This is a genomic window from Streptomyces chartreusis NRRL 3882, from assembly GCF_900236475.1.
GTDB classification, from domain to species: domain Bacteria; phylum Actinomycetota; class Actinomycetes; order Streptomycetales; family Streptomycetaceae; genus Streptomyces; species Streptomyces chartreusis_D.
Genome location: NZ_LT963352.1, coordinates 24,813 through 48,168, shown reverse-complemented (window position 1 = coordinate 48,168; position 23,356 = coordinate 24,813). Strand labels below are relative to the sequence as shown.

Genomic DNA, 23,356 nt, shown 5'->3' with positions numbered 1-23,356 from the left:
TTGTGGATTTCTGGCAAGAAGCAAACTCGGTTAACGATCGAGAAGCCTTGTCCAACTTCCTCTTGTCTGCCGCCCAGGATTTCACAGACAATCCGGAAGGGTGGGAGAATGTGGATATTCCAGCACTTCTGGAGGCGATGTCCGCTTGGATTTCGGACTGCGATGAGGTTTTTCGGAGGTCTGGAAAGCCACTCCCCTCAGGCGAAACCTGGGCCACTGTGGCAAAACTAGTGGCGGCTGCACGGGTCTACGAGTAAGGGAGTGTCCAGCACTCCGTATTATCGACTGACGTAATGGCCTGAGGGTGGCCGACGATGACTGGCCGCCCTCAGAATGGTGGGGCACGTGAGCATGGAGACTCACCTTGCTCGATCATCCTCTGCTCGACGTCCACATGCCGTGCTCATACCGCTGAAGCTGGCAGCTGGCGCGCAGCGCTTCAAGCAGTGCGATAGGTGTACGTCAGGTAGCCGTGCAGCCGCACGCCTGGTCGCCCGGCTTGGCCGAACGGTCGGTCCGTGCGGCCGCTTACTGCACGTGCAACTCTGGCATGCCGTTTGGTCGTCCGTGGCTGCTGCGATCGTTTCCGTCCCCGCGAGGTGCAGCAGGTCGAAGGCGAGCAGGTGAGCGGGCGCCTCGTCGGCGGCCCGGGCTGCTGCGGCGCCGTGCCGTGGAGCCGGTTCTGCGGCCGCAGGGGCCGGGAGAAAATATGAGCACCTCCCGCGAACAGCTTGTTGAGATCGTTCGCAAATTTATGGCTGCGGAAATCAGCGAAGAGGACGAGGAAGAGATGGTCGAGTTGCTCGAGAAGAGCGTGCCGCACCCCAGGGTGCTTGACTTGATTTACTATCCTGAGTCGGAGGGGTTGACAGAAGAGGCCACGGCGGAGCAAGTAGTGGATGCAGCTCTTGCTTACAGGCCTATCGAGCTGTGAGCGCGACCTCGAAGGCCTAACCATCTGATTCCTGTGGCACCTCGGAGCTCCGCCTTGACCACTCTGGCGGAGCTCCGTCGTATATGAGTGAGCTGTGGCCTGCTGGTAGGGCGCCTCGGCATTGCCTCCTGCACCGTCAGCTATCAGTGGGTTCGCGCTGAGCCTCGGCTTCGGGCGTAGCCGCCGACTCCGGGGCGGGGGCGGTGTAGAAGACGGACCTGCCCTGCTTGGAGCGCTCCGCCTGGCTCTTGGCCACGAGCCCCTCGAGCGTGAGGCGCACGATCTTGGCTGCGAAGTCGCGATCAGGGTGAGCCTGGCCGAGCGCGGTGGCGACCTCCGCCGCGGAGCGCGGTTCCTTCTGCTCGGAGAGGTGGCGGCGAATGAGCTCGACCAGGGTGGGCTGGGGCGCCTTCGCTGAACTCGCCGCCTTGGCCGCAGGCTTTGCCGCCTTCTTGGCCGGCGGGGAAGAGGACTTACGCGCCTTCTGCTTTCCGCCGGGCGCAGCGCCGGCCTTCTTCCGCCGTGGAGAGGGAACCTTGGCGCTCTGGGTCTCGACCGCAGGCTCGACAGGGGCCGTTGAGACGCCGAGCGCCTGGCGCATGTTCACCAGCACGGTGTGGTCATGCTGCAGGGAGGCAAGCTGCTCCTGTAGGGAGGCGATCTCCGCACTGATACGTTCCTGCTCCTTGAGATTGGTCTCCAGGTCGCCGGTCACTCGGGCGATGTACTGCGATGCCAGTTCCGTGGCGGGAGTTGTTGTCTCGGGCATGATGCTGACCTTTCCTCGGCGTGTGACCGCGATGCGGGGATGCCTGACTTCGGCGAGGTCTCGGTGCCCCGGCCGGGAGCCCGCATGTGCCGCACGATGCTCTGGTGTAGAGATGGTACGGACATACGGAGCCAGTTGTTCCCTCCCGGTCTTTTCGCTGGCCCGGCGCTGGCCTCAAAAGCTGCGGCACCCGGTGCCCAACGAGGCGGCTTGCAGGCATGAGTTCATGTCTGCGACTGAGGCAACTGCCAGAACACCTCGTCGGTGACTCGGTTGTGCTGCCATGCGCTCAGGGTGCCTGTGGTCACCAGCCGGTCGAGTAGTTCTCTGGTCTGCTGCGGGGAGTGCCCGCACAGGCGGGCGAGGACGTCCATGTCGGGGCTGTGCTCGGCCTCGGTGGGGGAGTGGGTGGCCAGCACGAGAGCGGCCAGCCGCAGGGCGGGCGCTGCGGCCGGCAGGGCCAACGGCGCGGGGCGCAGGGCCCAGTGGGCGGCACGGCAGCGAGCCCGACGGCCGGGAGCTTGGTCCAGGACCGCGGCATCGAGCAGTCGCAACTGCAAGGGCAGCGCGCGAAAGTCCGGCAGCTCCAGCCAGCCGGCATGGGCCAGCTCCAGCCACAACTCGCCGTTGGCGCGCAGACGCATGCCTCGCAGCAGGCCTGCTGGCAGCCGGACCCGACCAAGGGCATCCGCGCGCAGCGCGCACTGCAGGGCCAGCAGCCGGGCCGCGGGGGAGGTGAACCGAGGCAGCGCGGTGCCAAGGTAAGTGAGCATCTCCCGCACCCGCACCCGCTCGGGCAGTCCAGGGCAGGGCTGACGCCCAGACGGGGAGGGACAGGCGGGCGGGAGCGGTCGTGGGCCGCCCGGGAGGGTGTCGGGCACGACTGCGGTGTGGCTGGTCGCCGCTGCGCAGGCCGCGCAGCTGTCAGCCAGCCGCCAGGTCCGGCCGCTGCGGTCGCGAGTGAGAGCGAGCAGCACCGGCCCGGCACACCCGCGGTGACGCGGATGCCACACGCAACCCCGCATCCGGCACTGGCAGCTGCGCAGATATGCGGGCAGCGCGTCGGCGCGGGCGTGACGGGCGAGATGAGCCATGACGGCCGACCGCGCGGAAGGCCCTGTGAGTGGCGACGTGTGCGCGGTGCAGGTGGGGCAGATGAGAGTGTGGCCGCCCGCTCGCGGCCGCAGTTCCACTGTCCAGATGCGCCGCACTGCAGCATGCGCGCCGGCAAGCCTCATGGGCTCGTCGTCCTCCCGTCTGTGTCCGCCCCGAAATGGCCGGTGCCCCCTGTGCCAGAGGACCGGAAGACGCACGGTAGTGCAGATCTCTGCACCGTGATCGGTGATCCCACCTTGGCAAATAGTGCAGAAGTCTGCACTGACAGGGCAGGGGTCTGCACCGTCGGATGGTGGGGTGACGATCTTGCCGCCGGATCCGGACCTCACCGCGCTGCGCGTCAACCTCGCGCGCCTGCGGGGAGAACGCGGCTGGACCTTCGACGAACTCGCCGGCCGCAGCGGCCTGGCCCGGCGCACCCTCATCGACCTCGAGCACGGGCGCACCACCGGCAGCGTCACCACCTGGCATGCCCTCGCCCACACCTTTGACGTGCCCATCGAGCACCTCCTCGGCACCCTCTGCCACGACCACACCCCGCCTGGCGAACACGGCTCCTGACGCCCTGCGCCCCCCCGCCTCGAGCCACACTGCAAATCACCCGATCCGGCGAGCAGGCGCCGAACATAAGGTCGCCTGCTAGATCGTCTGTTCGGATCCCTTGAGCCGGCCGGGGGACACACGCACCGCAGTGTTGCGGATCAATGCGTGTCGCCTGGCACGGTCCCGGTCATGCGCACCACGCCCACCCCCACCGGCCGACACTGGGACGGCAGCCGCCGCCCCACCCGACGCCCCCGCCCCTTGCAGGTAGCCGGCACCAGCCCCAGCCGCCTGCTGCGCACCGGCCAAAGCGGCCGATGCCGTCAGTGCGGCAACCGCATCGACCTCTACCAGCGCGCCGACCAGCGGCCCATCGCACTGCACCCCACCGAACTGGCCACCCCACACGTCCCCGAATCCTGCCGCTGGCACCTCAGCAGCGGCATCGCCTACCCGCACGGTGACGGCAGCCCGTGGTGCCGCATCCCGCACGCCGTACTCTGCCCCCGCCGCACCCCCCTCTGCCGAACCGGCCCCCACCTCGATGCGCTCCGCCGCCAGCTCGCCGTCCACACCCGCCGCCTGACCGACACCGGCGCCTTCGCCCCCGAACCGGCCCCCGCCACCACACAGGCCGCCGACTCCGACGCCGACAACCCGGCCCGCCCCGTCGTGCAGATGCTGCTGTGCCGCTACCTCGCCGAGAACACGATCGAACACATCCGCTGCGTGGCCCAGACGCGCCACCGCCGCCGCTGCACCCACCCCGTCCTCGCCCCCACCGCACCCGCCGGTGTCTGGAGACTGATGCCCACCGGATCCCACCGCGGTCAACTGGCCCTCCCCAACGTCCTGATGGCCGTCTACGACCTGAACCACCTGCCCTACAGCGAGCAGCTACGCTGGCGCGCCCAGCGCTGCCCCCAGCACGCCGCCGCCCCCGGGGCCGCCGACCTAGCCTTGGCCGGCTGGCAGCCCTTCGACCCACTCCTGCACGCCGCACACATCCGCACCCGCATGCCCCACCCTCCGGGCCGCCACCTCAAAGGCCGGTGACGATGCCCCACCACGCCTTGGAGATCGCCCTCACCCGCCCCCTGACGGCGGCCGAACACCGCCACGCCACCCAAGCTTGGCCGCTCGCCGCCAACCACGACGCCACCCGCCTCATGGCCCTCGCGGGCGCCACAACCCCCGAACGCGCCGCCCACCGCCTGCGCCGACGTCTCACCGACCGGCTGCCCATCGACGTGATCACCACCCACTACCCGGACACGCACGGACACGTCCTGCTCAACCTCGCCTTCCCGCCCGCCATCCACACTGCCCTCGAACGCGACGCCCAAAATGCGGGCCTCACCCCCGAACGCTTCGTACGAGAGGCCCTCCACCGAGCCCTGGCCGAGCACGCAGACCAAGGCGCCGAACGCCTCGACCGCGCCGTACACCACCTGCTCGCCGACACGACACCCGCGCATCTGCTGGCCGCCGTCGGGCACGCCCTCACCCGCCCCCAGCAAGGACCCACACGATGAACCCGACCGACGAACAGACAGCAGCAGCCGACGCCTTCCACACCGGAGACCACCTCGCCCTGCAAGCCGGAGCCGGCACCGGCAAGACCACCACCCTCACCCTGCTAGCCCGCACCACCCCACGCTGCGGCCGCTATCTCGCCTACAACCGCGCCATGGCCCAGGACGCACGCGCCCGCTTCCCCGCCACCGTCCAGTGCAAGACAGCACACGCTCTCGCCTACGCGTCTGTCGGCCACCGCTACGCCCACCGCCTGAACGCACCCCGCCGCCCGGCCTGGCAGACCGGACAAGCCCTCGGCGTCACTAAAGCCATCCGTATCGGAGACCGCGACCTTTCCCAACGGGCCCTGTCCAACGCAGTCCTGCGTACCGTCACCCGCTTCTGCCATACCGCCGACGACAAGATCACGCGCCACCACGTGCCCAAACTCCGCGGCCTGGAAGACACAGATTTGCACCGTGAACTCGCCGCTCACCTCCTGCCCTTCGCCCACAAAGCCTGGAAGGACCTGCAAAACCCCGATGACGGCGCCGTCCGCTTCGACCACGACCATTACCTGAAAATCTGGGCCCTCACCCAGCCCCAAATCGACACCGACTTCCTGCTCCTGGACGAGGCGCAGGACACCAACCCCGTCGTCGAGCACATTTTCCTCAACCAGCGCAGCCACGCCCAACTGGTCATGGTCGGCGACTCCGCCCAAGCCATCTACCACTGGCGCGGAGCCAAAGACGTCATGACCGGCTTCGACGGAACCCAGCTCACCCTCTCGCAGTCGTTCCGCTTCGGGCCCCAGCTCGCCGCGGAAGCCAACCGCTGGCTCGACCTAGCCAACGCCCCCATCCGCCTGACCGGAGCCGAGACCGTACCCACCAAACTCGGCTTCGTCGCCCACCCGGACGCGGTCCTGTGCCGCACCAACGTCGGCGCCATGACCCAAGTCATGGCCCTGATGGACGCCGGATGCCACGTCGGCTTGGTCGGAGGAGGAGACAGCCTGCGCGTCCTCGCCCAAGCCGCCCGTGACCTGAAAGAAGGCCGCCGCACCCTCCACCCCGAACTCGTCCTCTTCCCCACCTGGGGTGAACTGCAGGACTACGCTGCCCACGACCCAGCGGGACGAGACCTGCAGCCGTTCGTCGATCTCGTCGATACCCACGGTCCGGACGCCATCCTCGCCGCCGTGGCCCGGCTCGTCCCCGAATCACAGGCCCAAGTCAGCGTCTCCACCGCGCACAAGGCCAAAGGTCGCGAATGGGCGTGCGTGAAGATTGCCGACGATTTCACCCCACCCCGGGACACGAGTCCACCAGACCATACTGCGCCCCGCACCATCGACGACAGTGAAGCCCGCCTGGCCTATGTGGCTGTCACCCGTACCCGCTGCCGCCTCGACCTCGGCGGCCTGTCCTGGATTAACCAACACCCAGACGGAACTGGAACCTGCCTGGCAGCCTCCTGAAGCGTCTGCCCATGACCGGATCGGGGCAGGCCGGGGTCCGCGTCGCAGAGACCCTGCTCTTCTACGATGGCTGGCGCGTCGCTCTCCGCCCGAAGCCAGAGTCCCACCGGGCTTTTGCGGTGACAACCCATAGTTGGGACAGGCATCCTCAGCGAGCACTGTGTGAAGCCAGCACAGAGGCAGAGGAGAAGGCCCATACCGGACGAAATAATCGACACCCCGGACGCCGTCGCCACGCTCGACTCGCTCAAGGAGGCCATGCGCGGCGGCCGCATCGTCAACACCGGCGGCACCGCCTGCCGGTGCTTTGCCGCGGCAAAACACGAGCACGTCCCTAACTCCGAGACGACAGCCGACCAGTAACTGATCGTTTCAGAATGAGGTTCGCAGGCGACGGAGGCAGATGATGCTGCAGGCCAGTTCGAGCAGACCCAGGTGGAGATCGGCCCGTCGTTCATAGCGGATGCGAAGTCGTTTGAACTGGTGCAGCCAGGCGAAGGCGCGTTCGACCACCCAGCGCACTTTACCCAGCCCGGAACCGTGGGCGACGCCGCGGCGGGCGATCATCGGCTTGATGCCACGCTTCCATAGCAGGCGGCGGTACTTGTCGAAATCGTAGCCCCGGTCGGCATACAGGCGGTGGGGTCTACGGCGAGGTCGTCCCCGGAGGCCACGAATCGATGGGACTGCCTCCAGCAGCGGCAGGAGCTGGGTGGCGTCGTGCCGGTTCCCGCCGGTCAGCCTGACGGCAAGCGGTGTGCCGTGACGGTCGACGATCAGGTGATGTTTGGAACCGGGACGGGCGCGGTCAACAGGCGACGGCCCGACGTGATCCCCCCTTTGAGCGCCCGGACATGCGAACCGTCTACAGCGCAGTCGTCCAAGTCCAGCAGGTCGGCGCGACGCAGCTCGGTCAACAAGGTGGCGTGCAGACGGGGCCACACGCCGGCCTCCGTCCAGTCCCGCAGCCGGCGCCAGGCCGTCACCCCGGAACAGCCAACGGTCTCCGCGGGGACGTCGCGCCAGGCGACGCCCGTCCGCAACACGTACATGACACCGGCGAGGGCCGCCCGATCGGGAACACGCAGTCTGCCCGGGTAGCGGTGCCGCCGCTCGGGAGCGGGCGGCAACATCGGAGCCACCCGCTCCCACAGGTCGTCAGGAACAAGATCAGCACGCACGCGGACAGCCTGTCGACCAAGGTCGCCTGACACAAGACCCGCAGCGCAACGTGCTGTTCAACGATCAGCTACGCCGTGCGAAAAGAATCGCTTGCGATGCTTTCTCTTCGGGGGCAAGCAGCATCTGGGCCTCGACCTCAAATCCAGCGTCGCGCAGCCACGCGGCCACCTGGCTCGGCTGACGACGGTGGACATGGACCTTCATCGGGTGGCCGCCGTAGCCCTCGGTCTTCAGTCGTGATTCGTCGCCGACGTGGAACAGGAGCTGCAGCGGTCCGCCCGGCCGCAGTGCCCGATGGAAGTGCCCGATCACAGACGGCACCTCATCATCGGGGATGTGGATCAACGACTGCCAGGCCAGCAATCCGGCGACCGAGGCGTCAGGGAGGTCCAGGTCCGTCATCGAGCCCACCTCGAACCGCAGGCCGGGATGGTCGCGCCGGGCAACCGCGACCATTCCGGGAGAAAGGTCGATGCCGAAGGCGTCGACGCCGAGAGTGTGAAGGTGGCCAGTGACGTGACCGGGGCCGCAGCCGATGTCTGCCACCGGTCCGCCGCCCGCGGCACGCACACTTTCGGCGAACAACGCCAGAGCCGCACGCAGGTACTGAAGCCGGTCGATGGCATCGCGCACGTAGTCGGCGTAGCCAACCGCGGCCGTGTCGTAGGAGGTTCGGGTGTCGGCCAACCAGTCGTCCGTCCACATGGCCGACACGCTAGTCCATATCTGCTCGACCTTGCTGGCAGCCCGATGTGCCACCGCAGCCTGCGCATCTCATTTTGAAACGATCAGTAAGGAGCCGATCACGATCCGGCCGGAGACAGCCCGCTTCTGCGCGACGGCAGCTTGCTGCAACCGGTCTGCTGCCTCCACTACGCCCCGGGCCTCAGGCAGCAGTGCTTGTCCGGCCCTGGTGAGGCCTGCCGTGCGTGTACTGCGATCGACCAGTGTCAGGCCCAGACGGCGCTCCAGAGCACGGATCTGCTGCGAGAACGCCGGCTGCGTCATGAACGCTCGCTGCGCCGCCTGTCCGAAGTGCAGTTCTTCGGCGAGTATTAGGAAGAGCCGCAGCTGATGCGTGCTCGGATCCCCCCTAAGGTGCGCTTCTCGACTATCCCCCGACTGCGTCATACAGGAAACCGTATCAATGGCCACAGGAGACGTATCAAGATGCCCTTTGCCGGGTGGTTCCCGTGCGGGCAGTCTGACTGCTGGGAACGCGGAGTCGCCTTTCCTCGGCTCCGGAGAGAAACGGGGACGTGAGCAGCGATCTCGTGGCCCAGGGGCCCTACGGCCAGGATTCCGTTCCGCAGGGACCGTGGGGGTCGGACCTGGCACCGCAGGGGCCGACGAATCACGAAGTCGCGCCGCAGGGTCCGCGCAACAGCGACCTGGTAGCGCAGGGGCCGTTTGGGAAGGATTCCCTCTTCACGGCCAGTGGCCCGTACAACCACGACGTAACGCCTCACGGACCGCTCGGCCAGGACTGATGGACTTGGTACCTCGTCCGCCTGTGCTCAACACCCGCTCCCTCGCCTGCTGGCCACAGAGCTCTGGTGGTCTTGGAAGAAGTCGGCCTACCAGGCACAGCTGACAACTCGTGGGCGGCCCAACAGGGCGCCCGATCTCGTTGCAGGACAGCGGGACCAGGAAGTCCGGGACGGCGGGTGTGTTCGTCGGCACGGACGACGACGAGGAAGGCGCGTGGGCGAGCATGAGGAGGGTACCAGCGGGTCCAGGAGGGGTAGCGGCGGACCTGGCGCTCATCTAACCCGGCCAGTTCTTCTCACTCTCAGAGAACGGGGGGCCCGCCAGCTACTGATGCCGATGTCCGGTGCTTACAGCGGCTAACACAATGAGCCGAGCTGTCGATGGGTGATGAGGCAGCAGGCGAGTTTGAGGAACGCTTCGTGGATGTCAGCGCGCCGTTCCCAGCGGATGCGTAGGTGCGTCGGAAGCCGTGGAGCAGGCGAAGGTCCGCTCGATCACCCACCCCACCTCTACGCCGACCGGGGATACGACTTCGACAAGTACCGCCGCCTGCTTTGGAAACGCGGCATCAAGCCGATGATCGCCCGACGCGGCGTCCCCCATGGTTCGGGGCTTGGCAAGGTGCGCTGGGTCGTCGAGCGTGCCTTCGCCTGGCTGCACCAGTGCAAACGGCTCCGCGTCCGCTACGAACGACGTGCCGACATGCACCGAGGATTGTTGGCCCTGGCGTGCAGCATCATCTGCCTTCGAAAGCTCCGCTTGCCGCGAGAAACGGTCAGTCAGGGAGAAACTCCCGGGCATGGTCGTGTGCCCACTGGGCGAAGGTGCGAGCCGGGACTCCGGTGACCTCCTCGGCTGTCGGTGATGGGCCTACCGCAGTTGGATCGAATTCCTCGAGTGCCTGCAGGTCTGTCTCGCCGCCTGAATAGTCCTCGAAGCCGAGCAGGAAATCCGCGTTCTCCGCCGCGAATCCTCCTTGCTTGCGGTAGTTCTCCCGTGCCTCGTCCCGGCTCACCACTTCGAAGCGGATCGGGCGGCCGATGGCTTCGGCGATGAGTTCAACTTGTCGACGATGCGACAACATGTCGGGGCCGTTGAGGGTGTAGGCCCGTCCGCAGTGCCCGTCCTCCAGCAGAGCCAGGGCCGCGACATCGGCGACGTCCTGCTCATGTACCGGACACCAGGCCGCCTCGGGGTCGGGATCGCGCACCACGCCCTCGGCACGGATGGACGGGCCCCACAGGGCCAGCTTGTTCATCGCGAACTCGCCTGGGCGCACGTGAGTCCATTCCAGGCCCGACTCCTCCACCGCCCGCTCTACCGGCAAGTGGAAGTCGCTGTCGAAACCTGCCGTGACAGCCCCGGAGGACAGCACCACGATACGGCGCACGCCAGCCTGCCGAGCCAAGGCGACCACTTCCCGTGCGGTCTCGGCGACCGGGAAGAGATACATCCGGTCGACCTCTTTCAACGCGTCGGCGAGTAATTCCGGTTGCATGAGATCTCCCGCAATCACGCGCACGACTTCCGGTAACCCTGCCGGGCGTGGGCTGCGGGTCAGAGCCCGCACCTCCGTGCCGGCCTCAACGAGACGTCGGACCACGTTCCGGCCGACATTGCCGGTGGCTCCGGTCACCAAGATCGCCATCATGCTCCTTCTGATCGTCACTGCTCACGGGGACGCCTCACCACAAGAGGACAGCCCCGTTCCACGTTGAGCCGACCGACGAACGCAACTGTCCCAACGACAGGCTTGTCGGCCACGGCGGCGAGAATGACAGGCAGCGGGGAAGCAGCTCTAGTCTCTCGCCGACCCATTTTGAAACCAGCAGTTACAACGGCTAACACAATGAGGTGGATCGACGCTGATGGCCGTTGCGGACATGGGAGTTGAGCGTTCGGTCGGGTGTGGAGAGTTCGCCAGTGGATGGTGTCGGATGAGCTGTGGGACCGCTTGGAGCCGCTGCTGCCGCAGCGCGAGCGGCGCTTCAGGTACCCGGGTCGCAAGCCGCTGCCGGACCGGGATGTGCTGTGCGGGATCCTCTACGTACTGCACACCGGGATCCAGTGGGAGTACCTGCCGAAGCAACTCGGTTTCGGCTCGGGCATGACGTGCTGGCGACGGCTGCGGGACTGGAACGAGGCCGGCGTGTGGCAGCGGCTGCACGAGGTACTGCTCGCCGAGCTGAACGCGGCGGCGAAGCTCGACTGGTCCCGCTGCGTGGTCGACTCTTCGCACGTCAGGGCGTTTAAAGGGGGATCCACACGGGCCCCTCGCCGGTCGACCGGGGCCGGGCGGGCTCGAAACATCACCTGATCACCGACGGATACGGCACCCCGCTCGCGGTCCTGGTGACGGGCGGCAACCGCAACGACGTCACCCAGCTGCTGCCGTTGCTGGACGCGATCCCACCGGTCCGTGGCCGGGTCGGCCGTCCCCGCCGCAAACCGGACTCGCTCTTCGCCGACCGCGGCTACGACCACGATCTTTACCGCAACCAGGTCCGTGAGCGAGGCATCGTGCCAGCCATCGCCCGCCGCGGCACCCGGCACGGTACAGGACTGGGCACCTACCGGTGGGTGATCGAGCGGACCTTCGCCTGGCTCCACGGCTTCCGACGCTTGCGCATCCGCTGGGAACGGCGCGCTGACATCCATGAAGCGTTCCTCAAACTCGCCTGCTGCCTCATCACCCATCGACAGCTCGGCTCATTGTGTTAGCCGCTGTTAGCGTCTGCCTGCGCAGCCGCGTTGGTGCCCCGCGCGGGCCAGGCGCGCGAGGCAGGTCTCCCGCGCCTGGCCCGCCGACGCGGCCTTCACGGTACGAGGCCGTAAGGCCGTTGTGCGTTCTCCCACTGTGTGCGCGGGGCTGTCGTGGAGTGCCTGGGATGTGGGGTCCGCCGGGCCATGCCGCGTCCTGTATGCAGGCTCGATGTTGGCACTCCTGTTCGAACGGCGAGCCTCCGGGGTGACAGGCCCCGGAGGCTTCAGGCTCCACTCTCCGGGGCCTGCTCGGTGAGCGGGTGCCTGCGGAGTGGAGGAGGGGGATGGTGGGCTGCTCGGTGTCAGTTGCCGGAGGGTGTGACGCCGAACATGAGGGTGTGGCGGGGGACGTCGTACTGGACGGTCTGGTTGTGTTCCAGCAGGTCCTTCAGGACGTCGGCGTCGTCGGCGTCGACCGTGAGGACTTCTTCGCCGGCGCCTTCGTCCAGGACCAGCTGCAGCGTGAAGGTGCCGCGCCGGCCTGGTTCTTGGGCTGCTACCCAGCTGAACTGGTAGTGGTTGACCTGGCGTACTTTGATGCTGGCGTCGGTGAAGGGCTGCTCGACCTGCGTCATGATGGTCCGTTCCTTTCGTGGACGGGTGTTATGCGGCCTTGAGGGCTGCCAGGCGTGATTCGATCTCTGTGGCGTCGCCGAGTCCTTCGAGCTGTTCGAACTGCGAATCCAGGGAGGAGGCGGCGAGTTCTTCCTTGCCCATGGCCCGGGCCTCTTCGCGGCGCACCTTGTTCTCGAACCGGCTGATTTCGCTGGTGGGATCGAGTACGTCGATGCTTTTGACGGCGTCCAGCATGCGGTTCTGGGCCTCGGCGGACTTCGCCCGTGCGACGAGCTGGTCGCGCTTGCCTTGCAGTTCTCCGAGCTTGAGCTGCATCTGGTCCAGGCCCGTTTTGAGTTTGTCCACGACGGCCGTGTGGGAGGCGATGGTCGGCTCGGCCGACGTGGCCTCTCTCTCGGACTGGAGCTGCCTGCTCAGGGCGACCTTGGCCAGGGTGTCGAACCGGTCGGCTTCCGCGGGGTGCCCGGCGGCTCGCAGTTCGTCTGCCTTCTTGCTGGCTGCGAGTGCTTTGCGGCCCCACTCGGTGGCGGCGTCCTTGTCCTCCCTGTAGTCCTGTTCCATCAGGCGCAGGTTGCCGATGGTGGCGGCTACCGCCTGCTCCGCCTCGGCGATGTTGTTGGTGTAGTCGCGGATCAGCTGGTCCAGCATCAGCTGAGGGTCCTCCGCCTGGTCGATGAGGGCGTTGATGTTGGCCCGCGCCAGCTGTGCGACCCGTCCCAGGATGGTCTGCTTGGTCATGGCACCTCTCCAATTGAGTACTGCTGCGGAAGGCATTGGGCGGTGTCAGAGGTGGCCGCCGCCCATCCGGCCGCGTGTTGCGCCGCCCCCGAAGCTGGCGGGGCCGCCGTAGCCGCCGCCGAACACACCGCCGAGCAGGATGCCGCCGAGCATCGCGCCCGCCAGTCCGCTGCCGGTGGTTGAGACCGCATACACACCGGGCTCCGTGGCAGCACCGAATCCCGCTACGTCCTCCTGTGCCAGGAGCAGGGCGTCTTGCGCCAGTGTGTCGGCCTGCTGCGCCTCCGTGAGGGCCTGGTGCGGATCGGCTCTGACGCCCTGGCCGGAAAGCGCCTGGGCCTGCTGGAGCCTGCGTTGCGCCTCTGCGAGCCGGGTGCGGGCCTGGCTGCCGACGGCGCCCCTGTTGGTGATGATGTAGTCCACGGCTGCCCCGACGCTGGATTGCGCGCTGAGCATCGCCCGCTCGAGCAGTGCCCGGGCACGGCGTGTGCCCTGCTCGCTCTCCTGGGCTCCCATGAGTGCCTCGTCGAGTCCGGCATCGGCCTCCTCTACCCGGCGCAGCGCGTCGATGGGGTCGTACCGGCCGCTGTCCATGGCCATGCGCACCTCGGTTGCGACGGTTTCGGCGCGTGCGATCCGCCCCTGCAGGGCGGCGGTCGGAAGCTCGTTGGCTCCCTGCAGCACGCCACGTGCCTCTGCCAAATCCGCGTTCGTCTCGGTCAGTGCGCCTGGCAGCGCGCCGGCTGCGTCCGCGAGTTCCTGCGCCCGCCGTTCGACGGCGTCGAGCAACCGGCCGGCCTGGGCGACTGCCGCTTCCGCGGCGCGGACCCGGATCGCGGCTGCGCCGTTGTCGTCGTGTTCCACCGCCTGGCGCGCCTGCTCAAGGCTGTCGTGCGCGAATGCAAGGCGGCTGTCCGCCTGCTCGAGGTCGGTGCCGACCGGTTCGGTGGCCGAAGCGGCGTACCGCTCACGCATGGCATCCAGGGCGGACCGTGCACCAGCCAGCCGGCCGCTGGTGGTGTCGAAAGCGGCCTGAGCCGCGGCCAAGGCCTGGGGTGCGTTGCGTTCGAACGCACGCAAGCGGTCGAAGTCGTCGGCCTTTTCATCCAGCAGGCGATTGGCCCTGGCGCAGCGCGCCAGTATCTCCTGGACCATCTGCAGCCGGGTCACATCGTCCTCGGGGTAGGCGTCGTCGAGTTGCTGGCGCAGCCGGAACGCCGCGGTCAGCTCCTGCTTCGCCGTTTCCACGGCTTCGGTGAAGGGCCGGGTCGCCTCGTCGCCGAACTGCGCGGCGGCGAAGCCCAGCTCCTCCTGACTGGTGCGCACCGCGTTGTCGGTCTGCACCAGAGCCTGGCGCGCCCGGGCGTCGAGATCCGCCAGCGAATCCGGGTGCGGTCCGCCCCACGTTTCCTCGCCGTCTCGCGGCACCGCTGCCTTGCGCACCCTGCGTCTGAACAGGGCGTACGCGAACAGGGCCAGCGCAGCCGGCAGCAGAAGGAAGAAGAGCCAGCCGCCCTGGGCGACGCCTGCCCCTTCACCGCGGCCCGGGTCGTCCTCTCCGGGCGTGACGGCCACCGCGGGCACGGGCTGGCCCGAGAGCACCGCGCCGTACCCCCGTGCCGCACCGATCGCCGCTCCCGCCCAGTCGTTCTGCCGCAGCGCCGGCGCGACCGCCGTCGCATCAACCTCAGCCAGCCCCTGCCGGGTCAGCGGTGAGCTCGCGTCCACGTAGGCATACTGCCGGTCGCCGGTGGCGACAGACAGCAGCGCAGCGTCGGCGCCGAGCTCATTTCGTGAGGCCGTCTGGTTCGCCCACTGCTGCGGGGGCCGGCCGGAGAAGTCGTCCACGTACACCACGAACAGCTGCAGCTGGTGTTCGTCGACAAGCCGGGCCAGCGCCCGGGCGACTTCGGGTTCCCGGCTGCCGAGGGCCCCGACCCGGTCCGTGATCTGCCCTTCGCGGGCCAGGTCGACCGGGGCGTCGGCGAAGGCGGCGCTCGCCGAAGACAGGGTCCAACACCCCGCCGCCAGCACCACCGCCAGGAACATCCGCACTAGCTTGTGCATTACGGGATTCGATGCTCTGCGCCCTTGAACCCTTCGGTGGCCGGACCCTGCGGCGGGCGAGGGCGTTCGGTCAACTGCCCAGCAGCGCTCGCCAACACCGCACCGGAAGGCGGAACCACCGACCAGCGGGGTGCGCCCGCCAAGACTGCACGGGAGCCGCGCCATCGTGGGTCTGCTTTCTTGCGGCCCGAGTGGAGGGTATTGCCTGCAGCGCATGGGCATCACTCGCCTGACTCGCTCAACGCTCTGTGCCGTTGAAGGCGCGGCGACCACCCCGTGGGGTCCGGGAAGGGCGCCGGCCGCTATGCGTAGACCGAACGGCGCGAGCGCCTTGGCCGTGCCGCCTGCGGCACTTCCAACCGGTCACCTGACGGCCGCGAACGCCAGGGGCAGGGCTCAGCACAGGCCGCCGATCCTGTTCTCGCCGCTGCGCTGCCCATCGCCGTCCCCTCTCGTAGCGGCACGCCAGCCGCGTACCCGCCCCCTGCGTGGTGATTCATCCAGAAGGTGTCATTTGTCTATTCTGCTCGGTCGCGGTCGCGGTCGCGGTCGCGGTCGCGGCCGGGCGTCCGTGCTGCCCGCTCCCGGGCCGCTGCTGCTGAAGCCGGTGCGGGCTCGATGCCGGGCGCGGTGAGCGCAGCTGAGGCGCGCCTTACCGGTCCAGCGTGCCGCCGCCCTGAAGGTCTGACGTGCCGTCGATCCGGCCGTTCGGCTTTCAACTGGGCCTGCCGGTCGCCTGGAAGGCGGTGTGCACGTTGAACATGAAACAAGCGAAATCGGGCGTATCTGGCATATCTGTGGTTACTGGAGATAGGCGACATGCTGACGTTGCCGCTGCGACTGCTGCGATACGCGACGGAGGCAGTACAGGAGGAAACCGCTATGCGTAGAGCTGCCAGGACGGTACTCATCGCGCTTGTGCTCGCTCTCGGACCGGCGGGAGCGGCGTTCAGCCAGAGCGCTGCCGAACAGGCGAGCCCGCCGGCCGCCAGCGCGACGATACAGGCGCAGGACAACCAGAACGAGGACGACGACGACGCGGGCCTGTGGGGTCTCTTCGGCCTCCTTGGTCTGGCCGGCCTGATTCCGTGGCGCAAGAACCGTGACCGCGATCGCCACGGGTACCAGGAATCCACCCGTTCCACCGGCCGCTCCACCGGCATGTGAGGCGGAGGGCGGCGCCATGATGGTCAAGAAGATGCACGAGATGGGCATCCGCAGCGAGCACGCCTACACGGCTGCTTTCGCCTCCATCGGCCTGACTGTCGCCGCCTGGATGGCCTCCCTCCAGGCGGAACCCGGAACCGGGCTTGCCCGCGCCGACCGGTGGGGCATCTTTGTGGGTGAGTGGGCCCCCACCTTCTTCGGGCTGGGTCTCGCGCTGTCCCACTATGAACAGCACGACGGCACTCTCACCGCGAGCGTCCAGGAAATCAGGCAACACCGGGAGGCTGGCTAGAGCCCTGGCGGCGACGCCGCAGCCTGGCGGTGCCCTGTCCGCAGCGGGCACCGTCACCGCCCTGCCTGGCGAGCGAGGGCTTGGCCGGCCTCGCGGGCGTTGAGCTGGTGATGCTGGGGCAGCGTGCAGTCGAGCCCACCTCCTTGTTGCGCGGTCCCGGTTGCGTCAAGGGCGGCCTCCCCGTCGGACCGGCGCCTGAGGCGGTTGTCGCCCTGGGTTCGGGTGAAAGCTGCTCATGCCCCGGCGCGGGCGGTGTGTGCCCTGCTCGGCGGCCGCGCTGACTGGACTGATTCGGCTGCACCGCCCATCTGATCAAACCCTCCTTGGGGCGCCTGTGTTAGATGATTCTTGCCGGGGCATTACTCATGGTGCCTGACTGATTACAAGGAGGTGTCGGCGTGGAGCCGATCCAGCTGGGCTGGCCGCTGGCCCTGGACCACCGCCGGGATACCCCGTCCTGGAGTGAGCCGGCCGGTACATCGCACCCGCTCCTGGACGGCACCGGCGTGGGCCGCTGCCTCACACAGGCGGTCAACATCTGCGGCCGGCCCAGCGACGAGCGACCACCCTGCCAGCAGAGGACGTCGAGCCGGCCTCCCATTGACGCCACCACGATTCGGCAGGCGTACGACACGGCCATGTGGTACCCGCCAGCCGAAGAAGCAGACAGGATGCTGCTCGCCGACCAGCTGCTCGGTCACATGGAACATCTTCTGCCCGAGCTTGCCGCGCTCGTGCCCCGCATGCAGGGCGCGAAGCAAGGGATCGCCCAGCGCGTCATCACAACCACCACTGAGATGCTCAAGACCAATGGTGTCAGCCTGCATGAGCTCGGAACGCTGTGCCGGGCATTGCTCACGCTGGTGAAGCATCCTGGGCCGCTGCGCGACGCCGACCGCAGCGCGACGACCGGACCGTGAGGTCCCACAGCACGACGGCCGCCACCGTGGACCGGGCAGCGCTCCTGGCGCTCATCGCCGCGCGGCTCGCCGAAGGCGTGATCAGGCGGCGCCGCGTCAGGCAAGAGGCCATAGGTGCCCCGAGCCGGACCGTGCGGTACCGCCGCGGGCAGCAGGCCCCTTGCCCTTGCTCCGAGCCGCTTTCCAGCAACCCTCTCTGTTCTGCGAGGTGCGGCTGGCTGTTCGGCGCTCGAGATCCGGCTGCTGAAACGCAGACACGCAGGCAACCAGAACCTGCAAGGTCACAGACCCGTTGCGGCTGCCGTCACCGCTTCTGGCCGGCTGGAGGCCGCTGGTGAGCGAGCAGCAGTACGGGCCTGGTGAGCAGGTGGAGGCGGCGGCGCCCGATTCACCGGTCGGACTGCCTAAGCAGTCGTGGGGCAAGGTGTTCAAGGGCACGCTGCGGGAGTTCAAGGACGATGAACTGGCCGACCGCGCTGCGGCACTGACGTACTACGGCGTCCTGTCGCTGTTTCCGGCGTTGCTGGTGTTGGTCTCCCTGCTGGGCATCACCGGCAAGGCGGCCAGCGACACGGTGCTGGACAATCTCAGGCAGCTCACTCCCGGCTCGGCCCGGGACATCGTCACCAGGGCTGTTCAGCAGCTCCAGGGCAACGCTGATATCGGTTCGGTCATGGCCTTCGCCGGTATCGTGCTGGCGGTGTGGTCGGCCTCCGGTTATGTGGCGGCGTTCATCCGCACCTCCAACGCTGTCTATGACATGCCCGAAGGCCGTCCGGTGTGGAAGACTCTGCCCCTGCGTATCGCGCTGACGGTCGTGCTGATGGTGTTGGCAATGATCAGCGCGCTGGTCGTGGTCTTCACCGGTGGGCTGGCTCGCCAGGCCGGGCAGGCTTTCGGTCTCGGGGACACGGCGCTGACGGTGTGGTCGGTCGCCAAGTGGCCCGTCCTGGTCGTCCTGGTCACTCTCATGATCGCCATCCTGTACTGGGCGAGCCCGAACGCCGACGTAAAGGGCTTCCGGTGGATCACCCCGGGCAGTTTCCTGGCCCTGGTCATCTGGATGATCGCCTCCGCCGGGTTCGCGTTGTATGTCGCGAACTTCGCGTCCTACAACAAGACCTACGGCACGATGGCCGGCGTCATCGTCTTCCTCATCTGGCTGTGGGTCACCAACCTTGCGATCCTTTTGGGCCTGGAGTTCGATGCCGAGACCGTACGCCAGCGGGCCGTCGCCGGCGGCTACCCCCCCGATGCCGAGCCGTACACACAGCCCCGCGACACCAGGAAGTGGGACGAGGAAGACCGGCGCCGCATGGACGGCGCCTGACCGAACGGCATGCCACGGCCCTCGAAAGCGGGCCATGACGGCATGCGCGAACACCGGGCCCGATGGCCCGAGGAAACGGTGCATCCGCTGCCCGCTGAGCGTCCTCACGCCCCCGTACTCGAGTCCCGCGGCGTGGCGCGGTACCGTCCGGCGGCGTCACCGCGGTTTTGCAGGCGCGCACGTTGTGCAGCCCGACCAACCCCCAACGTAGCCGCAGCGCTGTCAGAGCGAGCGCGCCTCAATGCCGTCGGTTGCCGGTTTCACCTCATCTGCCGCTGGCGGGCGGGGGAAAAGGTGTTCTTCCAACGCGTCCATGGCAAAAAGCAACGCCATCATGAGGACGGGTACAAGCAGAGCGAGCAGGATCACAGGACCTCCCGGGGAGGTCGGCCTGTGGAGCCAACGGTGCTTCAAGGCTGGTCCCGAACGCCGCAATGCGCATGTCGTGCGCGGTAGCCCAGCTTGTGTTAGCGCGTTGGCGGCGCGAGAGACCCTGGTCTGTCCTGCCTGTTTTCTCGCCGCCTGAGCCGAGACGGCGGCTGACTGGTCAGCGGGTCCCAGCGGCTGCCGCCAGGCCAGCCAGAACAGGGTCGCGCGGTGGTGCCCGAAGGTTTTGCCAGCAACTACCGACAGCTACTGCCCTCTGCTCATCAACTGCATGTTGCGACAGCTGCTTCCCAGGCCCGTTCGCCGGGCCGAAGGTGCGCACTGTGTCGGCAAGGGTGACAGTGGACGCGGTGCGATGTGTTGCCGGACTTACTGCCCACCGAAGGGAAGCCGAGAGATGCCGGAACGCAATACCGTCCTGCGCAGCCTGCACGACCTGGGGCTGGCCGCATGGTTCGGTGGTTCTCTGATGGGTGCAGTCGGCCTCAACGGCGCGGCGCGTGCCGAAGGAGGAGCGCAGCCGACGCGCGAGAGAATCGCCAGCTCCGGTTGGGCGAAGTGGGCCCCGGTGAGCGCGGCGGCCGTAGGCGCCCATCTGGTCGGCAGCAGTGGCCTGCTCGCGGCGAACGCGGCGCGTGTTGCCGGCCAGCAGGGGGTGGCCGCCTCCACCGCGGCGAAAACCGCTCTGACCGCAGTCGCGCTTGCGGCCACCGCGTACACCCGGATGCTGGGCAAGAAGATCGAGCTGGCGTCCTCCAGTGACCCGCAAGACACAGAAAAGGCGGCGGAGCACCCCGTCGACACGGACAAGGCACAGCGGCAACTCGCCTTTCTGCAATGGGCAGTCCCGGCGCTGACAGGCGGCCTACTCGTCCTCAATGCGCTGCACGGAGAGCAGCAGCGTCCCGAGGAGCAGGCCCGGGGAATCTGGCAGCGAGCCATGAGCCGGACACCCCACATGGCCCACATGCCCTCCATGCACGTGCCGTCCGTGCCCGACTGGCGCTGGATGCAGCAGCACTGACATCAGAGCGTGTCGCGGCCCTGCCCACGGCTCTTCTCGGCGACCTGCCGCCCCGACTCGCCGGCCTGCTCAGCCACTCGCCCCGCTTGGCCGCGGGCCTCCTCGCCCGTGGTCCTCGCGGCCTCCGTAGCGCTGTCCTTCACCTCCTGCACCGCCTGCTGAGCGGCCCCAGTGGCGTCTTCCTTGAGCTGCTGTGCGGACTCCACGGTCGCCTGCCTGACCGGCTCGAGCGCTGGGCCGGCCTGCTCGGTGATGCGGGAGGCCGCCTGCTCCTCGGCCTGCGAGGCTGGAATGAGAGATGCGGTCAGCAGCCCGGCGCCGAAGGCGATCAGCCCTGCGGCCAGCGGGTTGCCCTGGGTCTGCCGCGCCGCCTGCTCCGGTGCCTGGCGCACCGCTTCGCCGGCCTCCCCGGCTACCTCACGGGCGGTGTCGGTCGCCTGCCCGGCCACCTCGCGTGCCTTGCCCGTCGCCTGACCGGCGCCCTCCCGTACCGACTGCGCCGCCTGCTGCGTGCGGTCCCTGGTTTGCCCTGCCGTCTCCGCGGCGCTTCCCATGACCCGGGTGCGAAGCCCCGACACCGCGCCGCGGACCCGGTTTGTGCGGCGGCGTACCACACGGCGGGGACTGGCACGGTCGGCCAGCCGGTCCACGTCCTCGGACAGCCTCTCCCGGGTCGCCTCAATGCCGGCCCTTACCTGGTCGGGTGACGTGCCCATCGCGCATCCTCCTTCAACGTCTCCATGGTCTGCTCCGGCTTGGGCGCGACCTCCCGCATCCGCGAGCGGCCCATCACGTACAGCACAGCGCTGATCACCGCCCACACTCCAGCGATGATCAGCGCGGCCCAGCCGGTGTCCATCACGTTGGCCAGACCGAACATGGCCGCCAGCGACAGGAACAGAACCACCATGTAGCCGGCGAACCCGGCCCCGCCGTACATCCCGGCTGCCTTGCCGGCCTTGGAGGCCTCCTCGCGAATCTCGGCCTTGGCCAGCTCCGCCTCCTGCCGGAACAACTCCTGCACATCCGAGGTCACCGTCGACAGCAGCTCACCGACCGACGGGTCCGGCCCCCGAGGCCCCGGCGACTGCGGCGAAACCGATGCCATCTCACACCCCCGGATAACTCGGGACATCAGGCCGCACGGCCTCCTCCGGCACGCCGACCATGCCTTCCTCACCATCCGGTACCGGCTGCTGCTGCGACGGCTGGCCCGTCGTACCCGCCTTGGCCAGCCGACCGACGACGACTCCGGCCAACGTGGCCGCACTCAGGAACACACCCGGCCGACGGCGCGCGAACCCCTGCAGATCCTCCATCAGACCCCCCACACCGTTGTTCTCCAGGTAGTCCGCCGCGCGGTGACCTTTGAGGGCGGCCTTGGTCACCAAAGAGCGGGCCGGGGAGTCGCCGGACGCCTTCTGCGCCATACCGCCCAGGTCGTCAGCCCACTGCCGCAGCGTCCCAGCGGCTCGCCGCGCCTGCTCCTCGGTCTCCTCCGTTACCCGGCCCCGCAGGTCACGTACCACCGTGCCGGCCTGCTCCCGGGCCTCCTCTGCCACCGTGCGGGCCTGCTCCACAGCAGTAGCGGTCACCTCACCAGCCGCCTGCTGGGCCTGATCGGCCGTGGCCGAGGCCTGTTCCTTCGCTGTCTGTCCGGTCTGCCGGACACGACCGCTCTGCACTGCGTCACTCATGGGCCACTCCCTTGCTCCTCGCTGTGGAATGCCGCCCCGGCTCGGCGCGAGCACGATGAGGACGCCTGAAAGCCGCCGGACCTGGCGGGCAGCAGGAACCCCTGCTTCTAGGGTCACTCGAACGGATGCACCCCGCATCTTCAGATCACGCTCACATCCTGCGCTGTCGTCCGCGTGCATCTGAAGATCACAAACGCACGTATGTACGCGCTGCAGGCGGTCATGGCAGGAAGCGGGGGACACCAGTCCGAGCGCCACCAGCCTCTCGCCACTCGGGCGTCGTCGTGCGGTGTGCCCAACGAACGACCCTTGCACAGTCCGCTTCAAGCTACGTGGATGGTGAGTTGGGCGAGGAAGAAAGCGACGAGCAGGATGCCAGCTCCCAAGGGGGGGAGACGAATGCCGAGTGACTGCCTGACTGTAAGAGCTCCTAACGGAATGCGGGATGACCGTGTCCTTCAACGGAGTGGGTCGGTTGCTTGAGTGTGAGGAAGCGCGATCCCCAACCATGGCTGGTCGACGATGAGTTGTGGGCTCGAATCGAGCCTCTGCTGCCTGTCCGGCAGCGGCGGCATCGGCACCCCGGGCCGAAGGGCGTTGGATGACCGCAAGGTGATGTGCGGGATCTTGTTCGTCCTGTACACCGGCATCAGATGGGAGTGGCTGCCTGCCGAGCTGGGCTTCGGCTCGGGGATGACCTGCTGGCGACGCCTGCGGGACTGGAACAACGCCGGGGTGTGGCAGCGGCTGCACGAGGTGCTGTTGGCCGAGCTGCGGGCGGCGGACCGCCTGGACATGTCCCGGGCGGTGATCGACAGTTCGCACATCCGGGCGCTCAAGGGCGGCCCAAAACCGGCCGGAGCCCGGTCGACCGAGGCCGACCGGGCTCCAAGCACCACGTGATCTGTGACGCCACCGGCGTCCCACTCGCCGTCACCCTGACCGGCGGCAACCGCAACGACATCACCCAGCTCCTGCCACTGCTGGCGGCGATCCCGCCGATCCGAGGCAAACGCGGCCGGCCCCGGCAGCGGCCGAGAGAGGTCTACGCCGACCGGGGCTATGACCACGACTGCTATCGCCGCCAGGTCTGGGCGAAGGGCATCAAGCCCGTCATTGCCCGCCGCGGCACCGAGCACGGCTCCGGCCTCGGCACGAAACGGTGGGTGGTCGAGCAGACGATTGCGCTGCTGCACTGGTTCGGCCGCCTGCGGATCCGCTGGGAGATCCGCGACGACATCCACGAGGCATTCCTCAAGCTCGCATGCTCACTGATCTGCTGGCGCCGCCTACGAACCGCATTCCGTTAGGAGCTCTTAGCCGAGCTGAACCTGCGCGTCGACCAGTGGGACGAACAAG

The 23,356-nt window shown here is 68.1% G+C and carries 25 protein-coding genes and 5 pseudogenes; 15 read left to right on the top strand and 15 right to left on the bottom strand.

All coding sequences use genetic code 11. From position 1 onward, the window contains the following. Positions 1–2: 2 nt before the first annotated feature. Positions 3–257, top strand: a complete 255-nt coding sequence (locus SCNRRL3882_RS42505; RefSeq protein ID WP_418952377.1) for a DUF7660 family protein — start codon at positions 3–5, stop codon at positions 255–257. Positions 258–709: 452 nt separating this feature from the next. Beyond that, the gene (locus tag SCNRRL3882_RS00235; RefSeq protein ID WP_010042696.1) at positions 710–934 is read left to right on the top strand and encodes a bacteriocin immunity protein; all 225 of its coding nucleotides are present in this window, start codon (positions 710–712) and stop codon (positions 932–934) included. 136 nt (positions 935–1,070) lie between these two features. Here SCNRRL3882_RS00235 and SCNRRL3882_RS00230 read toward each other — a convergent pair whose 3' ends face one another. Beyond that, positions 1,071–1,703, bottom strand: coding sequence for a hypothetical protein (locus SCNRRL3882_RS00230; protein ID WP_010042698.1), 633 nt, complete (start codon positions 1,701–1,703; stop codon positions 1,071–1,073). Between the two features lie 224 nt (positions 1,704–1,927). Next, positions 1,928–2,476, bottom strand: a complete 549-nt coding sequence (locus SCNRRL3882_RS41435; protein ID WP_231911011.1) for a hypothetical protein — start codon at positions 2,474–2,476, stop codon at positions 1,928–1,930. Positions 2,477–3,116: 640 nt separating this feature from the next. Here SCNRRL3882_RS41435 and SCNRRL3882_RS00220 point away from each other — a divergent pair. From SCNRRL3882_RS00220 to SCNRRL3882_RS00200, 5 genes are all read left to right on the top strand, one after another. Then, positions 3,117–3,380: a helix-turn-helix transcriptional regulator gene (locus SCNRRL3882_RS00220; protein WP_010042702.1), complete on the top strand. Its 264-nt coding sequence runs from the start codon at positions 3,117–3,119 to the stop codon at positions 3,378–3,380. Between the two features lie 171 nt (positions 3,381–3,551). Continuing rightward, on the top strand, positions 3,552–4,418 hold the full coding sequence (locus tag SCNRRL3882_RS00215) for a DUF6083 domain-containing protein (protein ID WP_029181374.1): 867 nt from the start codon (positions 3,552–3,554) through the stop codon (positions 4,416–4,418). Further along, complete coding sequence (locus SCNRRL3882_RS00210; protein ID WP_010042707.1) at positions 4,415–4,897, top strand: hypothetical protein; 483 nt, start codon at positions 4,415–4,417, stop codon at positions 4,895–4,897. Before SCNRRL3882_RS00215 ends, SCNRRL3882_RS00210 begins: the two co-directional genes overlap by 4 nt. Next, on the top strand, positions 4,894–6,363 hold the full coding sequence (locus tag SCNRRL3882_RS00205) for a UvrD-helicase domain-containing protein (protein ID WP_010042711.1): 1,470 nt from the start codon (positions 4,894–4,896) through the stop codon (positions 6,361–6,363). Before SCNRRL3882_RS00210 ends, SCNRRL3882_RS00205 begins: the two co-directional genes overlap by 4 nt. A 162-nt stretch (positions 6,364–6,525) precedes the next feature. Then, on the top strand, positions 6,526–6,726 hold the full coding sequence (locus SCNRRL3882_RS00200; RefSeq protein ID WP_010042715.1) for a hypothetical protein: 201 nt from the start codon (positions 6,526–6,528) through the stop codon (positions 6,724–6,726). 9 nt (positions 6,727–6,735) lie between these two features. On the opposite strand, the gene SCNRRL3882_RS00195 is transcribed toward SCNRRL3882_RS00200, so the two are convergent. From SCNRRL3882_RS00195 to SCNRRL3882_RS41015, 5 genes and pseudogenes are all read right to left on the bottom strand, one after another. After that, positions 6,736–7,544, bottom strand: a protein-coding gene (locus SCNRRL3882_RS00195) for an IS5 family transposase (protein ID WP_086012443.1) whose coding sequence is annotated in 2 segments (ribosomal slippage) — positions 6,736–7,205 and positions 7,205–7,544 — 810 coding nt in all. Because the reading frame shifts where the segments join, the coding sequence is not laid out codon by codon here. 64 nt (positions 7,545–7,608) lie between these two features. Continuing rightward, positions 7,609–8,250, bottom strand: a complete 642-nt coding sequence (locus SCNRRL3882_RS00190) for a class I SAM-dependent DNA methyltransferase (protein WP_010031903.1) — start codon at positions 8,248–8,250, stop codon at positions 7,609–7,611. 69 nt (positions 8,251–8,319) lie between these two features. Further along, the gene (locus SCNRRL3882_RS00185) at positions 8,320–8,676 is read right to left on the bottom strand and encodes a LysR family transcriptional regulator (RefSeq protein WP_102514702.1); all 357 of its coding nucleotides are present in this window, start codon (positions 8,674–8,676) and stop codon (positions 8,320–8,322) included. 486 nt (positions 8,677–9,162) lie between these two features. Then, a pseudogene (locus SCNRRL3882_RS42500) lies at positions 9,163–9,325 on the bottom strand (IS701 family transposase); the annotation flags it as partial. Positions 9,326–9,392: 67 nt separating this feature from the next. Beyond that, positions 9,393–9,537: pseudogene (locus SCNRRL3882_RS41015) on the bottom strand (transposase); the annotation flags it as partial. A 3-nt stretch (positions 9,538–9,540) separates the two neighbouring features. On the opposite strand from SCNRRL3882_RS41015, the pseudogene SCNRRL3882_RS00175 reads away from it, so the two are divergent. Then, positions 9,541–9,795, top strand: a pseudogene (locus SCNRRL3882_RS00175) (transposase); the annotation flags it as partial. A gap of 16 nt (positions 9,796–9,811) precedes the next feature. On the opposite strand, the gene SCNRRL3882_RS00170 reads toward SCNRRL3882_RS00175, so the two are convergent. Next, complete coding sequence (locus SCNRRL3882_RS00170; protein WP_010047514.1) at positions 9,812–10,687, bottom strand: NAD(P)H-binding protein; 876 nt, start codon at positions 10,685–10,687, stop codon at positions 9,812–9,814. 276 nt (positions 10,688–10,963) lie between these two features. On the opposite strand from SCNRRL3882_RS00170, the pseudogene SCNRRL3882_RS00165 reads away from it, so the two are divergent. Then, positions 10,964–11,757, top strand: a pseudogene (locus tag SCNRRL3882_RS00165) (IS5 family transposase). A gap of 344 nt (positions 11,758–12,101) precedes the next feature. Here the strand turns inward: SCNRRL3882_RS00165 and SCNRRL3882_RS00160 are convergent. Genes SCNRRL3882_RS00160 through SCNRRL3882_RS00150 form a run of 3 tightly spaced genes read right to left on the bottom strand, consistent with a single transcriptional unit; the run spans position 12,102 to position 15,162 of the window. Next, positions 12,102–12,374, bottom strand: coding sequence for a hypothetical protein (locus SCNRRL3882_RS00160; RefSeq protein WP_010040448.1), 273 nt, complete (start codon positions 12,372–12,374; stop codon positions 12,102–12,104). A 28-nt stretch (positions 12,375–12,402) separates the two neighbouring features. Further along, on the bottom strand, positions 12,403–13,113 hold the full coding sequence (locus SCNRRL3882_RS00155) for a PspA/IM30 family protein (RefSeq protein WP_010040446.1): 711 nt from the start codon (positions 13,111–13,113) through the stop codon (positions 12,403–12,405). 45 nt (positions 13,114–13,158) lie between these two features. Beyond that, complete coding sequence (locus tag SCNRRL3882_RS00150) at positions 13,159–15,162, bottom strand: TPM domain-containing protein (protein ID WP_010040444.1); 2,004 nt, start codon at positions 15,160–15,162, stop codon at positions 13,159–13,161. An 837-nt stretch (positions 15,163–15,999) separates the two neighbouring features. Here SCNRRL3882_RS00150 and SCNRRL3882_RS00145 point away from each other — a divergent pair. From SCNRRL3882_RS00145 to SCNRRL3882_RS00130, 4 genes are all read left to right on the top strand, one after another. After that, a complete protein-coding gene (locus tag SCNRRL3882_RS00145) occupies positions 16,000–16,347 on the top strand; it encodes a WGxxGxxG family protein (protein WP_010040442.1) in 348 nt (115 codons plus the stop codon). A gap of 16 nt (positions 16,348–16,363) precedes the next feature. Then, positions 16,364–16,639, top strand: coding sequence for a hypothetical protein (locus SCNRRL3882_RS00140; RefSeq protein WP_010040441.1), 276 nt, complete (start codon positions 16,364–16,366; stop codon positions 16,637–16,639). Between the two features lie 398 nt (positions 16,640–17,037). Next, the gene (locus SCNRRL3882_RS00135; RefSeq protein WP_010040440.1) at positions 17,038–17,559 is read left to right on the top strand and encodes a hypothetical protein; all 522 of its coding nucleotides are present in this window, start codon (positions 17,038–17,040) and stop codon (positions 17,557–17,559) included. A gap of 334 nt (positions 17,560–17,893) precedes the next feature. Then, on the top strand, positions 17,894–18,889 hold the full coding sequence (locus SCNRRL3882_RS00130) for a YihY/virulence factor BrkB family protein (protein WP_010040438.1): 996 nt from the start codon (positions 17,894–17,896) through the stop codon (positions 18,887–18,889). A gap of 222 nt (positions 18,890–19,111) precedes the next feature. Here the strand turns inward: SCNRRL3882_RS00130 and SCNRRL3882_RS41010 are convergent, their stop codons facing one another. Next, positions 19,112–19,258, bottom strand: coding sequence for a hypothetical protein (locus SCNRRL3882_RS41010; protein ID WP_010040436.1), 147 nt, complete (start codon positions 19,256–19,258; stop codon positions 19,112–19,114). 415 nt (positions 19,259–19,673) lie between these two features. On the opposite strand from SCNRRL3882_RS41010, the gene SCNRRL3882_RS00125 reads away from it, so the two are divergent. Then, entirely contained in the window at positions 19,674–20,300 is a 627-nt protein-coding gene (locus tag SCNRRL3882_RS00125; RefSeq protein ID WP_010040434.1) for a hypothetical protein, read from the top strand. 2 nt (positions 20,301–20,302) lie between these two features. Here the strand turns inward: SCNRRL3882_RS00125 and SCNRRL3882_RS00120 are convergent, their stop codons facing one another. The 3 genes from SCNRRL3882_RS00120 to SCNRRL3882_RS00110 are packed head-to-tail and all read right to left on the bottom strand — an operon-like array spanning position 20,303 to position 21,997. Further along, on the bottom strand, positions 20,303–21,016 hold the full coding sequence (locus SCNRRL3882_RS00120; RefSeq protein WP_010040431.1) for a DUF3618 domain-containing protein: 714 nt from the start codon (positions 21,014–21,016) through the stop codon (positions 20,303–20,305). Beyond that, positions 20,992–21,408 carry a phage holin family protein gene (locus SCNRRL3882_RS00115; RefSeq protein ID WP_029181210.1) on the bottom strand — a complete coding sequence of 139 codons (417 nt, stop codon included), beginning with the start codon at positions 21,406–21,408 and terminating at the stop codon, positions 20,992–20,994. The genes SCNRRL3882_RS00120 and SCNRRL3882_RS00115 overlap by 25 nt, the downstream gene beginning before the upstream one ends. 1 nt (position 21,409) lies before the next feature. Beyond that, the gene (locus SCNRRL3882_RS00110; protein WP_010040429.1) at positions 21,410–21,997 is read right to left on the bottom strand and encodes a hypothetical protein; all 588 of its coding nucleotides are present in this window, start codon (positions 21,995–21,997) and stop codon (positions 21,410–21,412) included. Between the two features lie 512 nt (positions 21,998–22,509). On the opposite strand from SCNRRL3882_RS00110, the pseudogene SCNRRL3882_RS00105 reads away from it, so the two are divergent. Then, positions 22,510–23,307 (top strand): annotated as a pseudogene (locus tag SCNRRL3882_RS00105) (IS5 family transposase). The last annotated feature ends 49 nt before the right edge of the window (positions 23,308–23,356 follow it).

What these genes read in the sequence shown, in the direction of transcription:
- SCNRRL3882_RS00235 (WP_010042696.1), top strand. Translation starts at nt 710, where the DNA reads ATGAGCACCTCCCGCGAACAGCTTGTTGAGATCGTTCGCAAATTTATG.
- SCNRRL3882_RS00230 (WP_010042698.1), bottom strand. Translation starts at nt 1,703, where the DNA reads ATGCCCGAGACAACAACTCCCGCCACGGAACTGGCATCGCAGTACATC.
- SCNRRL3882_RS41435 (WP_231911011.1), bottom strand. Translation starts at nt 2,476, where the DNA reads ATGCTCACTTACCTTGGCACCGCGCTGCCTCGGTTCACCTCCCCCGCG.
- SCNRRL3882_RS00215 (WP_029181374.1), top strand. Translation starts at nt 3,552, where the DNA reads ATGCGCACCACGCCCACCCCCACCGGCCGACACTGGGACGGCAGCCGC.
- SCNRRL3882_RS00205 (WP_010042711.1), top strand. Translation starts at nt 4,894, where the DNA reads ATGAACCCGACCGACGAACAGACAGCAGCAGCCGACGCCTTCCACACC.
- SCNRRL3882_RS00190 (WP_010031903.1), bottom strand. Translation starts at nt 8,250, where the DNA reads ATGTGGACGGACGACTGGTTGGCCGACACCCGAACCTCCTACGACACG.
- SCNRRL3882_RS00185 (WP_102514702.1), bottom strand. Translation starts at nt 8,676, where the DNA reads ATGACGCAGTCGGGGGATAGTCGAGAAGCGCACCTTAGGGGGGATCCG.
- SCNRRL3882_RS00170 (WP_010047514.1), bottom strand. Translation starts at nt 10,687, where the DNA reads ATGATGGCGATCTTGGTGACCGGAGCCACCGGCAATGTCGGCCGGAAC.
- SCNRRL3882_RS00160 (WP_010040448.1), bottom strand. Translation starts at nt 12,374, where the DNA reads ATGACGCAGGTCGAGCAGCCCTTCACCGACGCCAGCATCAAAGTACGC.
- SCNRRL3882_RS00155 (WP_010040446.1), bottom strand. Translation starts at nt 13,113, where the DNA reads ATGACCAAGCAGACCATCCTGGGACGGGTCGCACAGCTGGCGCGGGCC.
- SCNRRL3882_RS00150 (WP_010040444.1), bottom strand. Translation starts at nt 15,162, where the DNA reads ATGTTCCTGGCGGTGGTGCTGGCGGCGGGGTGTTGGACCCTGTCTTCG.
- SCNRRL3882_RS00145 (WP_010040442.1), top strand. Translation starts at nt 16,000, where the DNA reads ATGCTGACGTTGCCGCTGCGACTGCTGCGATACGCGACGGAGGCAGTA.
- SCNRRL3882_RS00140 (WP_010040441.1), top strand. Translation starts at nt 16,364, where the DNA reads ATGATGGTCAAGAAGATGCACGAGATGGGCATCCGCAGCGAGCACGCC.
- SCNRRL3882_RS00125 (WP_010040434.1), top strand. Translation starts at nt 19,674, where the DNA reads ATGCCGGAACGCAATACCGTCCTGCGCAGCCTGCACGACCTGGGGCTG.
- SCNRRL3882_RS00120 (WP_010040431.1), bottom strand. Translation starts at nt 21,016, where the DNA reads ATGGGCACGTCACCCGACCAGGTAAGGGCCGGCATTGAGGCGACCCGG.
- SCNRRL3882_RS00115 (WP_029181210.1), bottom strand. Translation starts at nt 21,408, where the DNA reads ATGGCATCGGTTTCGCCGCAGTCGCCGGGGCCTCGGGGGCCGGACCCG.
- SCNRRL3882_RS00110 (WP_010040429.1), bottom strand. Translation starts at nt 21,997, where the DNA reads ATGAGTGACGCAGTGCAGAGCGGTCGTGTCCGGCAGACCGGACAGACA.